We start from the raw sequence: 19,645 nt of genomic DNA on the forward strand, positions 1-19,645 counted from the left end.
CCAGCATCGGAAGAAATAGCGGCCCATTCTACTCATTATCCCCCTCAACGCCAAACCGCTGATGATACCAACGTGGATTTAGTTGTTCGCGAAAGCCTTTAACTTGCCAATCATGACGATAAAAAAACACGCTGAGCTGCCCTGAGCGGGCCGTATCACGCCAAGGAATGTGATTTTCCCGATAGCGTTTGACTATTTTTGCTGCCGGTAACCGCCACGCGTTATAGCGGGATGCCGAGGCAAACGCCAGCTCGGGGGCAACGGCACGCAAAAATGGCGGCGTTGAAGATGTCTTGCTGCCGTGATGAGGCACCTGAAGGATAGTACTAGGTAAATTCGCACGTTGTTTCAGCAGCGCCTGTTCGGCCCGGCGTTCAATATCACCCGTCAGCAACAGGCTGAACTTGCCATCATCGACACGCACTACGCAGGAGTCATCGTTAGCGGCATAATCCACCCGTGCTGGTGGCCACAACACCTGAAAGTTTAGCTCTCGCCATACCCACCGTTGCCCTTGTACGCAAGGCAGGTGGCCTACGTTAACGATCGGCGTACGCACGCTGGCCTGTGGAAACACCGCTGCTAGTATCGGTAACCCGCCGATATGATCCAGATGGCTATGGCTGATAATGATTTGCTCCAGCGAAATCTGCCGCCAGCGCAGGAATGGCAAAATATTACGCTCTGCCGTGCTGGAGGCTTGCCAGCGGTTGCCCGTATCAAAGATGACGGCCTTTCCTTCCCGCTCGATCACTACCGCCAGGCCGTGCCCCACGTCGATCATATCGACCCGCCAGCGATAATCTGCCGTTCTTTCCCGCCAGAACAGGCAACCTAACACCACAACGGCACAACCAACAGGAAAGTGATACCACCAGCGGAACCGCCAGCAAACCACGGCTAACCAGCCAAGAACGCTGAATTGCAGCAAGGCAGCCCCAACCTGTAGCCACCCTTGCTCGAGCCCAGGTAGCGGCCATAAGGCCCAACTGACGGTAAGATCGGCCAATTGCCAACACCAGTGGCTTACCGGCGGAATAAAAAACAGCATCAATGCCAACAATATCAACGGAACCGACAGCAGAGAAACGATCGGTACAGCCCAAAGGTTGGCGGGTAACGATGTCCAGCTCAAGCCATGAAACAGGCCAAATTGTAACGGCATCAGCAACAGCGTCATCCCTAGTTGCATGTGTAGCCAACGCAGAGGTGCCCAGCCCCAAGAAGTGCTGAAGCGCCTGGGCAACGGCGCCCATTCAAACCAAAAGATTAAGGCCGAAACCGCCAGGGCAGAGAGCCAGAAGCTGTCCGAAAGCACCGACATAGGATCGCACAGCAACAGCAGGCTGATACACCACAGCCAGATTTGCCAGGAAGTGCAGGAAACGCCTTTGAGGCGCAACCAGAGCCACAGAGACAAGGCAATAAAGGCCCTCATTGCCGGAGGTTGCCCACCTGCCAGCCACACATAGCACAGCGCCATCAACCAACTGACGATCAGCGGCAAACGGTAGCCGATATATCGCGCAGGCAATAAAAACAGCACGCCACGCGCCAGCCCCCAGGCAAAGGCGGCGGCCAGCGAGATATGCAGGCCAGAAATCGCCATCAGGTGGGCCACACCGGTTTTCATCAGTTGCCCACGCAGCTCATTACTCATCAGCGTCCGTTCGCCAAACGCCAGCGCCAGCAACACCGGCCGTTGCGTCAGCGGCACCAGCGATTGATCCATCCGTTTGACAATCTGCTGGCGCCAGTTGCAGCCCTTATCCAGTGCCGTTGCGGTACGTATAAAGCCACGTAGCGGTTGCCGATTAGCAATGGCCCAACGCTGCCCGTCAAAGCCCCCTTCATTCAAGCTGCTGTGTACCGGGCGAAAGCGAACCTTCATCGCCCAACGTTGCCCTGCACAGGGCTTTTCGCCGCGCCAGTTTGCCGTAAAGGACAACGCAGGCACCAGCCAGTGCCCACTCACCTGCTCGATACGCAGTTGCACCTGTGGCGTTTCAGCCCCGTTCAGCCAAATGCTACGCACGGAAGCAATCACGGTTTTATCGCCGCTGGTCGTCAACGTTGCGACTTGCTGCATCAACAGGCTGGCACTGCCGGTGGCGTAGATAAAACCCAGCAGGCAGCAGCACAGTGTCTGACTCCATGGATTCGGTTTATATCGCCATAGCCACAAAGCCGCGACGGCTAGCCCCATCAATAAAGGCCACGACGGTAAGTGGTGCAAAAACAGTATTGGCAGCATCCCCATCACCAAAGCGATGGCGGCCCTATCCAGTGAGATCCTGATTTCCGCGCTCCTTGCCAAGTTTATCCTGCAACAAATGTGACTTCTCAGACGGATAACCACCAGTTGCAGGTTGCTACTCAGGAAAGGAGGTCGTAAACAATCGGTTGGCTATTGGGCATTTGCAGGAAAAGCTGCGTAACGGAGCGCAAATTTTGGCAGGCATGGAAGGTTTTACAGGCGAAAAAAAACGGCACCCTAAGGCACCGTTTTATATTCTTTACAAGCAACAACACTATGGGTGGTCAGCGACTAGCCATAGATATTGGCACGGTCACGTAACTCTTTACCTGGCTTGAAGTGAGGAACGTACTTGCCGTCCAACTCAACTTTATCACCCGTTTTAGGGTTACGGCCGACGCGCGGAGCACGGTAGTGAAGAGAAAAACTGCCGAATCCGCGGATCTCGATGCGCTCACCCTCGGCTAGCGTAGCTGCCATGTGTTCGAGCATCTCTTTCACTGCATCCTCAACGGCCTTCGCCGGAATATGAGATTGCTGGCCAGCAAGTCTTTCAATAAGTTCAGACTTGGTCATAGTTCCTCCAAGCTTTGCAGCTAAACTACCGTATCGGGGCGGTCAAAAACCGCCCCCCGTCATTACTCGCCTTTAGCCGCTTTGAAGGCTTCAGCCATAGCGTTAGAGAAGTTGCTTTCTTCCGGCTTGGTGTTGTTAACCGTAGCAATTGCATCTTTCTCGTCAGCTTCGTCCTTCGCACGGACGGACAGGCTTACAACGCGGTTCTTACGGTCAACGCCAGTGAATTTAGCTTCAACTTCGTCACCAACGTTCAGAACCAGAGTTGCGTCTTCAATACGGTCGCGAGAGGCTTCAGAAGCACGCAGGTAACCTTCTACGCCGCCTGCTAATTCAACTGTAGCACCTTTGGCGTCAACTGCAGTGACTTTACCAGTAACAATAGTACCTTTCTTGTTCATAGACAGGTAGTTATTGAACGGATCTTCAGCCAGTTGCTTCACGCCCAGGGAGATACGCTCGCGCTCTGCGTCAACTTGCAGAACCACAGCTGCGATTTCGTCGCCTTTCTTGTATTCACGAACTGCTTCTTCGCCTGCAACGTTCCAGGAGATGTCAGACAGGTGAACCAGGCCGTCGATGCCGCCGTCCAGGCCGATGAAGATACCGAAGTCAGTGATAGACTTGATTTTACCTTCAACGCGGTCGCCCTTGTTGTGGGTTTCTGCGAACTGCTGCCATGGGTTGTTTTTGCACTGCTTCAGGCCCAGGGAGATACGACGACGCTCTTCATCGATGTCCAGAACCATCACTTCCACTACATCGCCCACGTTAACAACTTTGGACGGATGGATGTTTTTGTTGGTCCAATCCATTTCAGAAACGTGTACCAGACCTTCAACGCCTTCTTCGATTTCCACGAAGCAGCCGTAATCAGTCAGGTTGGTAACACGGCCAGTCAGCTTGGTGCCTTCTGGGTAACGTTTAGCGATAGCAACCCATGGATCTTCGCCCAGTTGCTTCAGGCCCAGAGATACACGAGTACGCTCGCGGTCGAACTTCAGCACCTTGACAGTGATTTCGTCGCCCACGTTGACAATTTCGCTTGGGTGCTTAACGCGTTTCCAAGCCATGTCAGTGATGTGCAGCAGGCCGTCAACGCCGCCCAGATCCACGAATGCACCGTAGTCAGTGAGGTTCTTAACGATACCTTTAACTTCCATGCCTTCCTGCAGGTTTTCCAGCAGTTGATCGCGCTCTGCGCTGTTTTCAGATTCGATTACTGCACGACGAGAAACAACAACGTTGTTGCGCTTCTGATCCAGCTTGATGACTTTGAACTCAAGCTCTTTGCCTTCCAGGTGCAGAGTGTCGCGAACTGGACGCACGTCAACCAGGGAACCTGGCAGGAACGCACGAATACCGTTCAGCTCTACAGTGAAGCCACCCTTAACTTTGCCGTTGATAACACCGACGACAGTTTCAGCTTCTTCGTAAGCTTTTTCCAGCGTGATCCAAGCTTCGTGACGCTTAGCTTTCTCACGGGACAGCAGAGTTTCACCGAAGCCATCTTCAACAGCGTCCAGCGCAACGTCAACTTCGTCACCAACCTGGATTTCCAGCTCGCCCTGGGCGTTTTTGAATTGCTCAGCCGGGATGGCAGATTCAGATTTCAGACCGGCGTCAACCAGTACGACATCTTTATCGATAGCAACAACAACACCACGAACGATGGAACCCGGACGGGTTTCGATTGTTTTCAGGGATTCTTCAAAGAGTTGAGCGAAAGATTCAGTCATGTTTAATCTTCAGGGTTCTATAGTTTAACGTCCATTTAGCGTCCCGCCGAATGGGGTTGTTTCACATACCTTGCCATTGGCTTCCTGCCGACAAGGTTTAGGTTACAGGGGTAAAATTTTACCCGATATATTCAGTTACTGCTATGCAGTACGATGACAAATATAACAAAAAGCTAAAAACGCCGCCGCGCTTATTGCTGCGGCAACGCCAAAACTTCATGTGCATATGCCAACGCCCGCTGGATCACTTCCTCGATCGACATGCTGGTAGAATCCAACACGAGGGCATCGAGAGCCGGTACCAGTGGCGCAATAGCCCGATTACGGTCACGGTCATCCCGTTCCTTTATCTCGGCTAAAAGACGTTCAAAGTTAACATTAAAGCCCTTTTCCTGCAACTGTAGCATGCGACGATGCGCACGCTCTTCGGAACTGGCGTCAAGGAAAATTTTAACCGGCGCATCCGGGAACACTACCGTACCCATGTCACGGCCATCGGCGATCAGGCCCGGGGCCTCGCGAAATGCGCGTTGGCGGCGCAGCAGCGCCTCACGAACCCGTGGGAATGCGGCCGTTTGCGAAGCCGTATTGCCAACGGTTTCGGTGCGGATCTCATTACTGACGTCCTCACCTTCCAAAATAACCTGCAGCTTGCCGTCCTGAGCAACAAAGCGGACGTCGAGATGGGCGGCCAAGGGGACTAACGCCTCTTCAGAGGTGATATCCACCTGATGGTGCAACGCTGCCAGGGCCAGTACGCGATAAATCGCGCCGGAATCCAGCAAACGCCAACCAAGGGATTCTGCCAGCGCCTTGCACAACGTGCCTTTGCCTGCACCACTTGGTCCATCAACGGTTATCACCGGAACTGTAGCCGTCATTTCTCTCTCCTTCAGGTAGAAACCTCACAGGAACACGCCTGCTCTCTGCCCAAGTAGGAGCAGATTCGGGGGCGTATTATACGCGCCTGTGAAGTTTACTGTTACCGCGAACTGTCTGATTGCCGAAAAGATGGCCACCAATGCGTAAAAAAGGCCTCAAACGAGGCCCATCGATAACGGATATGGAGAATATTAGGCCAACTGGCTGATACGCGCCAACTGCTCAAAATAGTCTGGGAAGGTCTTGGCGGTACACTTCGGATCCAGAATGGTCACCGGTGTATCGGAGAGCGCCACCAGCGAGAAGCACATCGCCATGCGGTGATCGTTGTAGGTACCAATCTCGACAAACTGCAGCTTGCTTGGCGGCACGACGTGAATATAATCCTCACCTTCATCAACCTCGGCGCCAACTTTACGCAGTTCTGTTGCCATCGCCGCCAGACGGTCGGTTTCTTTTACCCGCCAGTTGTAGATATTGCGGATGGTGGTCGGCCCGGTCGCGAACAGCGCGGTGGTGGCAATGGTCATCGCCGCATCTGGAATGTGGTTCATGTCCATATCGATGCCTTTGAGCTCGCCGCGGCTACACTCGATAAAGTCATCGCCCCAGGTGATGCGCGCGCCCATTTTTTCCAGCACGTCGGCAAATTTGGTATCGCCCTGCACGCTTTTCTTACCGATACCGGTAACACGCACGGTGCCGCCCTTAATCGCCGCAGCGGCCAGGAAATAGGATGCCGAAGAGGCATCGCCCTCCACCAGATAGTCGCCTGGCGATCGGTAAGTCTGCTGCCCACGGATATGGAACACGCGATAGTTGTCGTGCGTGACTTCAACGCCGAAAGTACTCATCAGGTGCAGAGTAATATCGATATAAGGCTTGGAAACCAGCTCACCCAAAATATGGATAGCGGTGTCTTGGGCCGCCAACGGTGCCATCATCAGCAAGGCGGTCAGAAACTGGCTGGATACGCTGCCGTCAACGCTGACGTCGCCGCCACGGAAACCGCCACGCAGGCGCACAGGTGGATAATCGGTTTGTTCAAGATAATCAATTTGCGCTCCGCCCTGGCGTAAGGCATCCACCAGATGGCCAATCGGGCGCTCTTTCATGCGCGGTTCGCCGGTCAACACCACGTCGCCCTCTCCCAGGCACAGCGCCGCCGCTAATGGACGCATTGCCGTACCGGCATTACCGAGGAACAGCTCCAACGGCTGCGTGGCAACCAACGGGCCTGCGTTGCCCTCAACGGAACAGGTGGTGCGATCGTCGGAGAGTTGGTAACTCACCCCCAGCGCTTGCAAGGCATTCAGCATATGACGCACGTCGTCGCTGTCCAGCAGGTTGGTCAGCCGGGTCGTTCCCCGCGCCAGCGCAGCCAGTAGCAAAGCCCGATTGGATACGCTCTTGGAGCCGGGTAAGTTGACGGTGCCATCGACCAAAGCAACCGGTTGTAACGTCAGGGAATCCACCATGTGAACAAAACTCTCCAGAATCTGATAAACGAAACGGCCCCGGGATAATGCCGGAGCCGCTTTAATGCAAAAGGACAACAGCGGTACGACCGCCCGTTCAATGCGGGCGGTGGCAATCAGCCATGGCGGCGTTCAAAGTCGACCATAAAGTCGGTCAGGGTCTTCACGCCCGCCAGCGGCATCGCATTATAGATGGAAGCACGCATGCCGCCTACTACGCGGTGGCCCTTCAGCGCCTGCAGGCCAATGGCTTCTGCTTCACTCAGGAACACTTTATCCAGCGCAGGATCGGCCAGTTGGAACGGCACGTTCATCCAGGAGCGGTTGGCAATGGCCACGCGGCTACGGTAGAAGTCCGACTGATCGATAGTGCTATACAGCAACTCGGCCTTGGCCTGGTTGCGCTTTTGCATTTCCACCAGGCCGCCCTGCTCTTTCAGCCATTTGAAGACCAGGCCAGACAGATACCAGGCGAAGGTTGGCGGCGTATTGAACATCGAGTCATTTTCTGCCAACACGGTGTAATCCAGGATCGACGGGACTTCACGGCGTGCTTTACCCAGCAGATCATCACGCACGATCACCAGCGTCAGGCCAGCCGGTCCAATATTTTTCTGTGCGCCCGCATAGATAACGCCGAAACGGCTAACGTCCAACGGGCGGGAAAGGATGGTCGAAGAGTAATCGCCAATCACCACTTTATCGCCAAAGTCTGGCGTTTCATCGATAGCCACACCGTCGATGGTTTCGTTCGGGCAATAGTGCACGTAAGCCGCGTTATCGCTCAGTTGCCACTCTTTCATCGGCTTGATGCCGCTTAAGCCGTCAACGGTGGTTTTAACGTCGATCACCTTCGGCTGGCAGTATTTTTCCGCTTCGGTGATTGCGCTGTGCGCCCAGTAACCGCCATCGATATAGTCGGCAGTGGTGTTATCACCCAACAGGTTCAGTGGCAGCGCGGCGAATTGCGCGCGGGCACCACCGTGGCAGAACAGCACTTTATAGTTGGCGGGGACTTTCAGCAGATCGCGCAGATCCTGTTCGGACTGTTCGGCGACGGCGATGAATTCTTTACTGCGATGGCTGATTTCCATCACCGAAGTGCCAAGACCGTGCCAGTTGCACAGTTCTTGTTCCGCACGACGCAACACTTCAACCGGCAGCATCGCCGGGCCTGAGCTAAAATTATAAACCTGAGTCATTTCCCCTCACCACATTCACTGTGCGCCGTAAAAACCGGCTTTCGACATATGCCCGAAGTTAACGCTGATGTTAACCAACTCTATCGGTTTTATCACTCACGTAACCCGGCTGCAATGCTTATTGTTCCAAGGGTGGGAAACTGGCGAGACCGCAAATAACAGGCTCTGCGGCCTCAGAGTTTATTTATGCCATAAAACGCTGTGACACTGGGGTATTCAGCGGGTTAACGCGGTTTTTTGTGCTGTATTCAGCTAACACGGCTATGGGCCAGGGCCGCGAACCATTCATCAACCAGGTGAAAAAACGTACATCACCATCGTCTCGTCAAATGCCATTCTTTGGCTATCAAATACCTGCATGAAATCGTTCCTGCGAAAAAAGATTTCCTACAGCATAGTCAGGGCGGGGAAAATGGGGGCATTACGCCCCCACTTGAGTCAGGGATCAATACTGATTAAACATCGCCTGGATCTGTTTGGCGTCTTTGGTTTGAGTTAATGCCAGCTGCAGCAAAATTCTCGCTTTTTGCGGATTCAGCGTTCCGGCTGCCACAAAACCGAGTTTAGTATCATCCACTTCCGCATCTTCGGTGGTGGAGCCGGTAGGCACGCGGGAAGAACGCACTACCGCTACGCCGTTATGGGCCGCCGTGGCCAACGTATCAAACACGGTTTTATACAGGTTGCCGTTACCCACCCCGGCGCTGACAATCCCTTGATAACCTTCGGCGATCAGCGCCTTGGCGGGCGCATCCGATGCGTTGGCGTAGTTATAGATAATACCGACCGTCGGCAGCGTACTCATCTGGTCGACGTTAAACGGCGTTTCGCTGGTGTGCTTGCGCTGTGGCGAACGTTGGTAGTCGATTTTGCCGTTATGGATATACCCCAGCGGGCCAAAGTTAGGCGACTGGAAAGTCTGTACGCCGGTGGTATTGGTTTTGGTTACGTCGCGGCCATCAAGCACCGTATCATTCATCACCACCAGCACACCACGCTTGGCCGATTGAGGGTCAGCGGCTGTGACAACGGCGTTATACAAGTTAAATGGGCCATCGGCACTCATGGCCGTTGCCGGGCGCATCGCCCCTACAATCACTACCGGCTTATCGCACTTGACGGTGAGATCCAGGAAATAGGCAGTCTCCTCCAGCGTGTCGGTACCGTGAGTGATCACGAAGCCATCGGTTTTGGCGCAGTCCGCATTAATCTTCTTGACCAGCTTGAGCCAGACTTCGTCATTCATATCCTGGGAACCGATGTTGACCACCTGCTCGCCCTGGACGTTGGCAACCTTTTTCAACTCTGGCACTGCATCCACCAATGCCTCTACGCCCAGTTTACCTGCGGTGTAGTTGGACTTGGTGGCCGAGTCGCCACCGCCAGCGATAGTACCGCCGGTGGCCAGCAAGGTGATATTAGGTAACGCCAGTGCCGAGCCGCAAACCCCGGCTAACAGTAGTGCCAACACGCTGAGTTTCACTGATTTCATTACGTTTCTCCGTTATTGATAACCCGCTGAATTATCGTCTTTATCCACATAATTACTGTGACATCTGATCGGCTTTAGGAATACGTGGAGCTTGGGAACAAAACCCCGTATCATTGCGCGTTTTTAGTACGCCACATAAGTGAAGACAATGACGCAAACTTTTATTCCTGGCAAAGACGCTGCGCTGGAAGACTCCATCGCCCGTTTTCAGCAGAAATTAACCGATCTGGGTTTCAATATCGAAGAAGCCTCCTGGCTGAATCCGGTGCCACACGTCTGGTCAGTGCATATCCGCGATCGCGATTGCCCGCTGTGCTTCACCAACGGTAAGGGTGCCAGCAAGAAGGCCGCGCTGGCGTCCGCGCTGGGCGAATATTTCGAGCGCCTGTCGACCAACTATTTCTTCGCCGATTTCTATTTGGGTCAACAGATTGCCGAAGGCGATTTCGTTCACTATCCCAATGAGAAATGGTTCCCGATCCCGGCTGACAACTCGTTGCCACAAGGTATCCTGGATGAGCGTACCCACGCCTTCTACGATCCAGAGCAGGAATTGACTGCCAGCGATCTGATCGATCTGCAGTCTGGCAATAGCGATCGTGGCATCTGCGCCCTGCCATTCACCCGCCAATCGGATCAGCAGACCGTTTATATTCCAATGAACATCATCGGCAACCTGTATGTGTCCAACGGCATGTCCGCTGGCAATACCGCCAACGAAGCGCGGGTTCAGGGTCTCTCCGAGGTGTTCGAGCGTTATGTGAAAAACCGCATCATCGCCGAGTCCATCAGCCTGCCGGAAATCCCGAGCGAAGTGCTGAACCGCTATCCTGACGTGGTTGAGGCGATCGTCAAGCTGGAGGCCGAAGGCTTCCCGATCCTCTCTTATGATGCCTCGTTAGGTGGCAACTATCCGGTGATCTGCGTGGTGTTGTTCAACCCCGCCAACGGCACCTGCTTTGCTTCCTTTGGCGCTCACCCCGATTTCGGAGTCGCGCTGGAGCGTACCGTTACCGAACTGCTGCAAGGCCGCGGCTTGAAAGATCTGGATGTGTTTACCGCCCCAACCTTCGACGACGAAGAAGTGGCCGAGCACGCCAACCTGGAAACTCACTTCATCGATTCCAGCGGTCTGATCTCCTGGGATATGTTCAAACAGGATGCCGACTATCCGTTTGTCGACTGGAGTTTCAGCGGCAGCACGCAGGAAGAGTTCGCCACCCTGATGAGCATCTTTAATAAAGAAGATGCCGAAGTGTACATCGCCGATTACGAGCACCTGGACGTGTACGCCTGCCGCATCATCGTACCGGGGATGTCCGACATCTATCCGGCAGAGGACCTGCTATTGGCAAACAACAGCATGGGCGCGCACCTGCGTGAAACCCTGCTGCAACTGCCGGGCAGCGAATGGGAGACAGAAGAATACCTGGCTCTGATCCAGCAGTTGGATGATGAAGGGTTGGACGATTTCACCCGCGTACGTGAATTGCTGGGCATTGCCTCTGGTAAAGACAACGCCTGGTACACCCTGCGCGTTGGCGAACTGAAATCCATGCTGGCATTGGCCGGTGGCGATCTCGAGCAGGCACTGATCTGGGCCGAGTGGACGCAGGAGTTCAACGCCTCGCTGTTTACCCCGGAGCGCAGCAACTACTATCGTTGCCTGCAGACACTGCTGCTGTTGGCGTTGGAGCCAGAACGCGACCCAGCCCAATATCACACGGCCTTCGTGAAGATGTATGGTCAGGATGCGGTTGACGCGGCCTCTGCGGCCATGAGCGGCGAAGAGCGCTTCAACGGCCTGTTTGCCATCGACAGTGAATTGAAAGCCCTGCCGGCCCATCAAGCGCTGTTGGCGGCTTACGAAAAGCTGCAAACGGCCAAACGCCGTCACTGGGCGCAGGCTTAAGCCTGATTGATACGCCGGTAGAACCTTACCGGCGTTACTCCCAAAGAAGCAGCCTTGATTCGGTTGCCGATCAAAAAACAGGCAAACCTTGGCGTTGAATGTTTTTATCAAAAGCGCACTTATCAGCCAACAGGATAATTAAATCGCCAATTGTTACGTCAGCGTGAAATATTAATTAACCATCAATTAATGCTTATTCATCAAAAAGCGACAATAAGTACAAAAATTTAACTCTCCGCACCCCAAAACAGCGTTAACTTCAAAATTTTTTGCAAACATTAAAAAATATTTTTTGCATAAAATTCAATAATATAAGTCAATAGACCCTACTAATTTTGCGGTTTTAAGCCGTTTTACTTCCGCGCGTTATGATCCAAGTCAATTTTTACCCTATACTGCTTTGCTAGTATCTCAGTGTGTTGTAATAACCCTTAAGAGCGAGAGTTAGTGTGAGAGCTGACAACCCCTTCGATATGCTGTTACCTGCCGCGATGGCGAAAGTTGCCGAGGATGCGGGGGTTTATAAAGCCACCAAGCATCCGCTGACGACTTTTTATTTAGCGATCACCGCAGGTGTGTTCATTTCTATCGCCTTTGTTTTTTATATCACAGCGACCACCGGCACCGCCGCCATTCCTTTCGGCCTCGCCAAGCTGGTGGGTGGTATCTGCTTCTCCATGGGGTTAATGCTGGTCGTCGTCTGCGGAGCGGACCTGTTTACCTCCACCGTACTGACCGTGATTGCCAAAGCCAGCGGGCGTATTACCTGGGGGCAACTGGCTCTTAACTGGTTAAACGTCTATATTGGCAACCTGATTGGTGCCCTGTTCTTCGTTGCGCTGATCTGGTTCTCAGGCGAGTATATGGCAGCCAATGGCCTGTGGGGTTTGAACGTATTGCAAACCGCCGACCATAAACTGCACCACACCTTTATAGAAGCCGTCTGTCTGGGTATCCTGGCTAACCTGATGGTTTGCCTGGCCGTCTGGATGAGCTACTCCGGCCGCAGCCTGATGGACAAGATGTTCGCCATGATCCTGCCGGTAGCCATGTTCGTCGCCAGCGGCTTTGAGCACAGTATCGCCAACATGTTTATGATCCCTATGGGTATAGTGGTTAAGCACTTTGCCACGCCAGAGTTTTGGCAAGCCGTGGGGGCAGCACCCGAGCAATTCGCTCATCTGACCGTAAGCAACTTTATCATCGACAACCTGATCCCCGTCACCATCGGTAACATTATTGGCGGTGGTCTTCTGGTTGGGTTGACTTACTGGGTAATTTATCTGCGTGGCGGCAAACAGAATCACTAATCTGTTGGCTGGCACGGCGCCGGGTTTACAAAGAAATCCACATTAGAAGGTAGGTGTATAATGACCGAACTTAACGAGAAGTTAGCGACCGCTTGGCAAGGTTTCAGCGAAGGTGACTGGCAGAAAGAAGTCAACGTACGTGACTTCATCCAGAAAAACTACACTCCTTACGAGGGTGATGAATCCTTCCTGGCTGGCGCAAGTCAAGCCACTACCACTCTGTGGGACAAGGTTATGGAAGGGATCAAACTGGAAAACCGCACCCATGCGCCAGTTGATTTCGATACCAACGTCGTCTCCACCGTGACTTCTCATGATGCGGGCTATATCAACAAAGATCTGGAAACCATCGTTGGTTTGCAGACCGATGCTCCTCTGAAACGCGCGCTGATCCCATTCGGCGGCATCAAGATGGTTGAAGGTTCATGCAAGGTTTATGGCCGTGAACTGGATCCACAAGTGAAGAAAGTGTTCACCGAATACCGCAAAACCCACAACCAGGGCGTATTCGATGTTTACACCAAAGACATCCTGAACTGCCGTAAGTCTGGCGTGCTGACCGGTCTGCCAGATGCGTATGGCCGTGGCCGTATCATCGGTGACTACCGTCGCGTTGCTTTGTACGGTATCGACTTCCTGATGGCCGACAAGCTGAACCAGTTCAAGTCTCTGCAGACCCGTCTGGAAAATGGCGAAGATCTGGAAATGACCATCCAGCTGCGCGAAGAAATTGCTGAACAGCACCGTGCCCTGGCTCAGATTAAAGAAATGGCCGCCAAATACGGCTACGACATTTCTGGCCCAGCCAGCACCGCTCAAGAAGCCGTACAGTGGACCTACTTCGGCTACCTGGCCGCGGTGAAATCCCAGAACGGTGCAGCCATGTCCTTCGGCCGCGTATCTACCTTCCTGGACGTGTTCATTGAGCGCGATATCAAGGCCGGTAAACTGACCGAACTGCAAGCGCAAGAACTGATCGACCACCTGGTTATGAAACTGCGTATGGTTCGCTTCCTGCGTACCCCTGAGTATGATGAGCTGTTCTCTGGTGACCCAATCTGGGCAACAGAATCTCTGGCAGGTATGGGTGTTGATGGTCGTACGCTGGTAACCAAAAACAGCTTCCGCTTCCTGAACACGCTGTACACCATGGGGCCATCTCCAGAGCCAAACATGACCATCCTGTGGTCTGAAAAACTGCCGTTGAACTTCAAAAAATACGCCGCGAAAGTGTCTATCGACACCTCCTCCGTACAGTATGAAAACGACGACCTGATGCGCCCAGACTTCAACAACGATGACTATGCCATCGCCTGTTGCGTCAGCCCGATGATTGTCGGTAAGCAAATGCAGTTCTTCGGTGCGCGTGCCAACCTGGCGAAAACCATGTTGTACGCAATCAACGGCGGCGTTGATGAAAAACTGAAAATGCAGGTTGGCCCGAAAGAAGCCCCAATGATGGACACCGTGCTGGACTATGACAAAGTCATGGAGCGTATGGACCACTTCATGGACTGGCTGGCCAAGCAGTATGTGACCTCGTTGAACATCATTCACTACATGCACGACAAGTACAGCTATGAAGCTGCGCTGATGGCTCTGCATGACCGTGATGTTTATCGCACCATGGCTTGTGGTATCGCGGGTCTGTCCGTAGCAGCCGACTCCCTGTCTGCCATCAAGTACGCCAAAGTATCCACCATCCGTGACGAAGACGGCCTGGCTGTCGACTTCAAAATCGAAGGTGAATATCCGCAGTTCGGTAACAACGATTCTCGCGTAGATGACATCGCTTGTGACCTGGTAGAACGTTTCATGAAGAAAATTCAGAAACTGCGTACCTACCGTAATGCGGTACCAACTCAGTCCGTGCTGACCATCACCTCTAACGTGGTTTATGGTAAGAAAACCGGTAACACCCCAGATGGTCGTCGTGCAGGCGCTCCATTTGGTCCTGGTGCCAACCCAATGCACGGCCGCGATCAGAAAGGTGCTGTAGCCTCTCTGACCTCCGTAGCCAAACTGCCGTTTGCCTATGCGAAAGATGGTATCTCTTACACCTTCTCCATCGTGCCTAACGCGTTGGGTAAAGATGACGACGTGCGTAAAGCCAACCTGGCGGGTCTGATGGATGGTTACTTCCACCACGAAGCGTCCATCGAAGGCGGTCAGCACCTGAACGTGAACGTGATGAACCGTGAAATGCTGCTGGACGCGATGGAAAACCCTGAGAAATATCCTCAGCTGACCATCCGCGTATCGGGTTACGCTGTGCGCTTCAACTCGTTGACCAAAGAACAGCAACAAGACGTGATTACTCGTACTTTCACCCAGTCGATCTAATCGCGGTTTCTCCGGGGCGGGATCGCTCTGCCCCGCAGAACAAATCTTACCAAGGCCGGATATTCCGGCCTTTTTACTAACTACCCCCTGACTCTGGTCTTGAGTCTGTTTTGCCAGGTATCTACGCTGCTGCTTAGCCTGCGATGGGTATATACTGCATGGATATCTGGCAAAACAGTGATCCGGTACGTAACCGGCCAACAGGAATCGTTTTACCTGGCGCCTTTTTTCGCCACATCGTTGATCCCTGCCTGGCGGTTACCAGCCTATTTTAGACTGCGTTTGACAGTCGATTTTGGAGAAACCCGCAATGTCCTTGAAAGGCCGCATCCACTCTTTCGAATCCTGTGGCACCGTTGATGGCCCAGGTATCCGCTTTATCGTGTTCTTCCAGGGTTGCCTGATGCGCTGCCTGTACTGCCATAACCGCGATACCTGGGACACCCACGGCGGCAAAGAGGTCACGGTTGAAGAGCTGATGACCGATACCGTGGCCTACCGTCACTTCATGAACGCTTCCGGCGGTGGCGTAACGGCGTCCGGCGGCGAAGCGATCCTGCAGGCCGAATTTGTTCGCGACTGGTTCCGCGCCTGTCACAAAGAAGGGATCAGCACCTGTCTGGACACCAACGGTTTTGTCCGCCGTTACGACCCGGTGATTGATGAGCTGCTGGATACCACCGATCTGGTGATGCTCGATCTGAAACAGATGAATGACGATATCCACCAGAACCTGGTGGGAGTTTCCAACCACCGCACGCTGGAGTTTGCCCGTTATCTGGCCAAGCGTAATCAACGCACCTGGATCCGCTACGTGGTGGTGCCGGGCTGGTCTGATGATGATAAATCGACGCATCTGCTCGGTGAGTTCACCAAGGATATGACCAATATCGAGAAGATCGAGCTGTTGCCTTACCACGAGCTAGGCAAGCACAAATGGATCGCGATGGGTGAAGAATACAAGCTGGACGGCGTCCATCCGCCGAAGGCCGACACCATGGATCGCGTGAAGGGGATCCTGGAAAGCTACGGCCATAAAGTGATCTATTAAGCCTCTCCCTGCTCGAACAAAAAACCCGGCGCATCTGCCGGGTTTTTTATTTCAGGCCGCGGCCAACGGGGTGTGGTGATGGTCGGGCTTTTTCAGCAGCATCACCAGATAAACCAGCGCCACTACCGCAATCATCACAAACAGCAGCCGATCGGAGTAGCTTTGCATCAGCATCGACGTCATCGATGGGCCGAGCAAGCTGCCGACGGTATAGCTCATCAACAATGTCTGGTTCATCGCCACCAACTGATGCGGCAGCACCTTTTCGCAGGCCCAGGACATCGCCACAGGGTATAAGGTAAAGCCAGCACAGCCCAGGATAAACAGCGCCGGGGCCATCGCATAGTTACCCAGCATCGCGATGCTGGCAAGGATCACCACAAACACCTGAATGCGCAGTACCAACAGGCGACCGTAGCGATCGGCCAGGCGCCCTATCGGCCACTGACCCACGATGCCGGAACTGACCAGCAGCGCCATCCAGTAACCCACGTTGGCATCACTCATCCCCTGATGGTTTAAATACAGCGGCATCAGGCCGTACAGTGAGCCCAGCACAATTCCCGAGATAATACAGCCGTTGATGCCCAACCGGGCGTCACGACGTTTAAACATCTGCCAGATAGAGGCCTGCTGCGGTTCGTCATCCTGGTTATTGACCCGCGCAAACAGCATCGGCAGCATGGCGGCCATCACAACGGCGGTCACCCACGGCACCACATCAAGCAGTTGGGTTGAAACACTGCTTAGCAGCAACTGCCCCGCAACCGTACCGAGATAGTAAACTATCATATACGCCGCCAGCAGTTGACCACGGTTACTCAGATTGCCGCTGCGCAACAGTGCGCTTTCAACGATCACCCAAATCCAGGCACACCCTACCCCGGCAAAGAAGCGCCAGCCGATCCAACTCCAGAAGTCCAGCGACAGCACCATACCCATGGTAGCGAAGGCAAAGACCAAACAGGCAAGATGATAGCTGCGGGTAAAGCCAATCCGCTTGATCAGTTTGCCCGCCACCAGCGTACCCAACAGGTTACCGGTAAAATAAGACGAACTGACCACCCCCACTTGCCAGGTTGGCAATTGAGCATGCGTTAACCAGAGGGGAACCAAAGTGTTCAAAACGGCGATGGAAACCGTAAGCAGCAATAGGCCGCAGAGCAACATAAGCACTGGGCGAGAATATGCGGACATAGAGAAATTGAAACCGAACAGACAGAGTAGAGTGCGCGCATCATGCCACTGGCGATAAAAAAGTCAATCGGCGGTTAACGGGCGATCGCACAATATGTTTAACAACGGGTTAAAAGTGGCTTTATAGCTGTTCCGGCAACGATTTTTCACCCGAGGCGGCCAGGGAAATATGCCCATGAAAGCAGGATAGCTTGCACAGTCCGCAACCATTACACAGCGTATCGTCACACTGCAATTGGCGGGTACCGTTTTCAGAAAGCTCGAAGGATAAAGCCTGTTGCGGGCAGTTGATGGTACACATCCGGCAGCTGTCTTTCCGCCCTAGACAGCTATGGCTGATTTGCGGGCGCAGCAGCGTGTCGCAGGGCATTTTGTCACGCAGCGCCCCAGTTTGGCAGGCGGTGGTGCATTTGCGGCAGACATCACACTCGGTGAAATCGATGCTCAATACCGGCTTGCTTTGCTCGAGGCTCAATAATCCGTACGGGCAGCTGCTCACGCAGCCGCCACAACCGTTGCATAACGAGCTGAACAATGCCTCCGGCAAAGCCTGAGGTGGACGAGCCACCGCAGACAATGTCACAGAGGGTGCATCCTGCTCCGGCAAGGCTTTATTACGATCAAGCCAACCAGTCAGCAACCGGCGGCGGCTATTGCCTTGCGCAGATAACTGCTGGTCGTTGTTCATCAGAAATACAGCTCCAGACTCGGCACTGGTGTCGGGCACTCTTCCGCCCAGGCTGCCAGCGTAATTTGTGCCAACTGCGCCACGCCCTGGTAGAACGGATGTCCAGCATGTTGCTGCAACAGTTCCAGATAACGCGGTGCCCAAGGCAGAATGTGCAGCGCAATCAGCCCGGAAATCATTTTGTGTTGCTTCTCTTCGGCCAACCAGGCCGCCATCATCAGCAAAGTGCCAATATGGTCTTCCGGCTCATTCTGGTCGCGCTGGGCTTCGATACCGTTCACCCGCAGCCATTGGCGCAGACGCAGCGTCGAATCACCAAACAGCACACTTTCTCTATCCAGATAGACTGAACCCCAAGGCGGAGCAACCAGCGTATGTGGGCCAACGAACAGGCGTTGATAAGCCTCTGACAGCGTCTCTGACTGGTTTCCAGCCAAACCTTCGGCAATCAGGGCTGCGGCCTCTTGTGCACCTTCATAAGGCCATTCGGTCAACCACTGCGGGTCGGCCAGAGAATCCAGTAAAGGCTGGCACTCTTTGCTCTCCGGAGGGGCATACAATAAAACACCTAGCACACGGCCAGTCAGGGCAATTTTTTCAAGCATCATAACTTGGGGCTTCTCCAGGGGCGCAGCCAGGCCGCGCCCAGATTAACGTTAGCCAGCCACGGCCATGCCAACGGTCATATGCAGGCCGTAGAACACGCCACGGCCAATCAACTCACCGGCAAAGACTAACACAAAGCCCAAGGTCAACCCCATCACACTGGCGTTACCACGGCGCAACTGCGGGCAAATCCAGCAACCCAGGCCGAGAACCAGCAAGACCAGCCGCCATACCATCAGTTGGCCATATTCCGGGATCAGCGCCGACGCCTGCTGTACCGAGCTGCTGATAGTAGCCAACTCACTGCCTTGCAACAGTGCCGAGCACAGGCTAAGCAACAGCGCCAGCACGCTGATCATCATCAGTTGACCACGGCCAGCCACTTGCAGACCAGCCGCCCGCAGCAGCAACACGCCCAACAGCGGCCCGCCGATAAACACCGACAGGAAGAAGTTCAGCGTGGTGTAACCGTTATGCCAGGTCGGTACGGTATCGATCTGGTAGACACGCGTCATGGCGTAGACAAACAGCAGACCCAGCACCATGGTGACTACCAGCCAGGCTTTACCCAGCGCCTGCGGCATTTTTTTCAACATGGCCAGCAGCCAATAGAGGCCGCCAACCGCAAAGAATACCGAACCGCTGGCGATTTCATTACTCAACGCCGACTCACCGATGCGATTGAGCGAGTTAAAGGCCCTGATCGGCGTCCCCAGGTGCATCACGGAGGCGATAAAGGCGATCCCCATCAGCAACCATAGGAAAAACATAGAACCGTGTACCGCCTTGCTCTGGCGATCGGTCAGATTACCGGCGATCAACGCCAGCCCCATTACGATAACGCCGCCCACCACAAATTGTCCTAATACGGTGAACACCATCAGCGGCCATTCATGCCATCCCGTTCCCATT

General features: G+C 54.0%; 15 protein-coding genes. 4 read left to right on the forward strand and 11 right to left on the reverse strand.

Translation table 11 applies throughout. From position 1 onward, the window contains the following. Nucleotides 1-28 precede the first annotated feature (28 nt). The 7 genes from N6G83_RS17850 to ansB all read right to left on the reverse strand — a co-directional run bounded on the left by N6G83_RS17850 (nt 29) and on the right by ansB (nt 9,626). Complete coding sequence (locus tag N6G83_RS17850) at nt 29-2,317, reverse strand: ComEC family protein (RefSeq protein ID WP_260524011.1); 2,289 nt, start codon at nt 2,315-2,317, stop codon at nt 29-31. Between the two features lie 231 nt (nt 2,318-2,548). Further along, the gene (gene ihfB / locus N6G83_RS17855) at nt 2,549-2,833 is read right to left on the reverse strand and encodes an integration host factor subunit beta (protein ID WP_004928264.1); all 285 of its coding nucleotides are present in this window, start codon (nt 2,831-2,833) and stop codon (nt 2,549-2,551) included. Between the two features lie 62 nt (nt 2,834-2,895). Further along, complete coding sequence (gene rpsA, locus N6G83_RS17860) at nt 2,896-4,572, reverse strand: 30S ribosomal protein S1 (RefSeq protein ID WP_021804919.1); 1,677 nt, start codon at nt 4,570-4,572, stop codon at nt 2,896-2,898. A 191-nt stretch (nt 4,573-4,763) separates the two neighbouring features. Further along, the gene (cmk, locus tag N6G83_RS17865; RefSeq protein WP_021804920.1) at nt 4,764-5,453 is read right to left on the reverse strand and encodes a (d)CMP kinase; all 690 of its coding nucleotides are present in this window, start codon (nt 5,451-5,453) and stop codon (nt 4,764-4,766) included. 192 nt (nt 5,454-5,645) lie between these two features. Then, nucleotides 5,646-6,932, reverse strand: a complete 1,287-nt coding sequence (aroA, locus tag N6G83_RS17870; protein ID WP_211136147.1) for a 3-phosphoshikimate 1-carboxyvinyltransferase — start codon at nt 6,930-6,932, stop codon at nt 5,646-5,648. Nucleotides 6,933-7,048: 116 nt separating this feature from the next. Beyond that, nucleotides 7,049-8,134, reverse strand: coding sequence for a 3-phosphoserine/phosphohydroxythreonine transaminase (gene serC, locus N6G83_RS17875; RefSeq protein ID WP_024529855.1), 1,086 nt, complete (start codon nt 8,132-8,134; stop codon nt 7,049-7,051). A gap of 445 nt (nt 8,135-8,579) precedes the next feature. Continuing rightward, the gene (gene ansB / locus N6G83_RS17880; RefSeq protein ID WP_024529856.1) at nt 8,580-9,626 is read right to left on the reverse strand and encodes an L-asparaginase 2; all 1,047 of its coding nucleotides are present in this window, start codon (nt 9,624-9,626) and stop codon (nt 8,580-8,582) included. Between the two features lie 148 nt (nt 9,627-9,774). Here ansB and ycaO point away from each other — a divergent pair, with 148 nt between their 5' ends. The 4 genes from ycaO (at nt 9,775) to pflA (ending at nt 16,242) form a co-directional block, all read left to right on the forward strand. Beyond that, nucleotides 9,775-11,538, forward strand: coding sequence for a 30S ribosomal protein S12 methylthiotransferase accessory factor YcaO (gene ycaO, locus N6G83_RS17885; protein ID WP_211136145.1), 1,764 nt, complete (start codon nt 9,775-9,777; stop codon nt 11,536-11,538). Between the two features lie 449 nt (nt 11,539-11,987). Next, nucleotides 11,988-12,848, forward strand: coding sequence for a formate transporter FocA (gene focA / locus N6G83_RS17890; RefSeq protein ID WP_024484609.1), 861 nt, complete (start codon nt 11,988-11,990; stop codon nt 12,846-12,848). Between the two features lie 60 nt (nt 12,849-12,908). Continuing rightward, nucleotides 12,909-15,191, forward strand: coding sequence for a formate C-acetyltransferase (gene pflB / locus N6G83_RS17895; RefSeq protein ID WP_024484610.1), 2,283 nt, complete (start codon nt 12,909-12,911; stop codon nt 15,189-15,191). Nucleotides 15,192-15,501: 310 nt separating this feature from the next. Further along, nucleotides 15,502-16,242, forward strand: a complete 741-nt coding sequence (gene pflA / locus N6G83_RS17900; RefSeq protein ID WP_024484611.1) for a pyruvate formate lyase 1-activating protein — start codon at nt 15,502-15,504, stop codon at nt 16,240-16,242. Between the two features lie 51 nt (nt 16,243-16,293). Here pflA and N6G83_RS17905 read toward each other — a convergent pair whose 3' ends face one another. The 4 genes from N6G83_RS17905 to N6G83_RS17920 form a co-directional block, all read right to left on the reverse strand. Further along, nucleotides 16,294-17,439, reverse strand: a complete 1,146-nt coding sequence (locus N6G83_RS17905; protein ID WP_074028963.1) for an MFS transporter — start codon at nt 17,437-17,439, stop codon at nt 16,294-16,296. 121 nt (nt 17,440-17,560) lie between these two features. Then, entirely contained in the window at nt 17,561-18,127 is a 567-nt protein-coding gene (napF, locus tag N6G83_RS17910) for a ferredoxin-type protein NapF (RefSeq protein WP_211136143.1), read from the reverse strand. Then, the gene (dmsD, locus tag N6G83_RS17915; protein ID WP_024529860.1) at nt 18,127-18,735 is read right to left on the reverse strand and encodes a Tat proofreading chaperone DmsD; all 609 of its coding nucleotides are present in this window, start codon (nt 18,733-18,735) and stop codon (nt 18,127-18,129) included. The genes napF and dmsD overlap by 1 nt, the downstream gene beginning before the upstream one ends. 48 nt (nt 18,736-18,783) lie before the next feature. Beyond that, the gene (locus N6G83_RS17920; RefSeq protein ID WP_024529861.1) at nt 18,784-19,644 is read right to left on the reverse strand and encodes a dimethyl sulfoxide reductase anchor subunit family protein; all 861 of its coding nucleotides are present in this window, start codon (nt 19,642-19,644) and stop codon (nt 18,784-18,786) included. Nucleotide 19,645: the final 1 nt, after the last annotated feature.

It is taken from the genome of Serratia sp. PL7 (genome assembly GCF_945957435.1).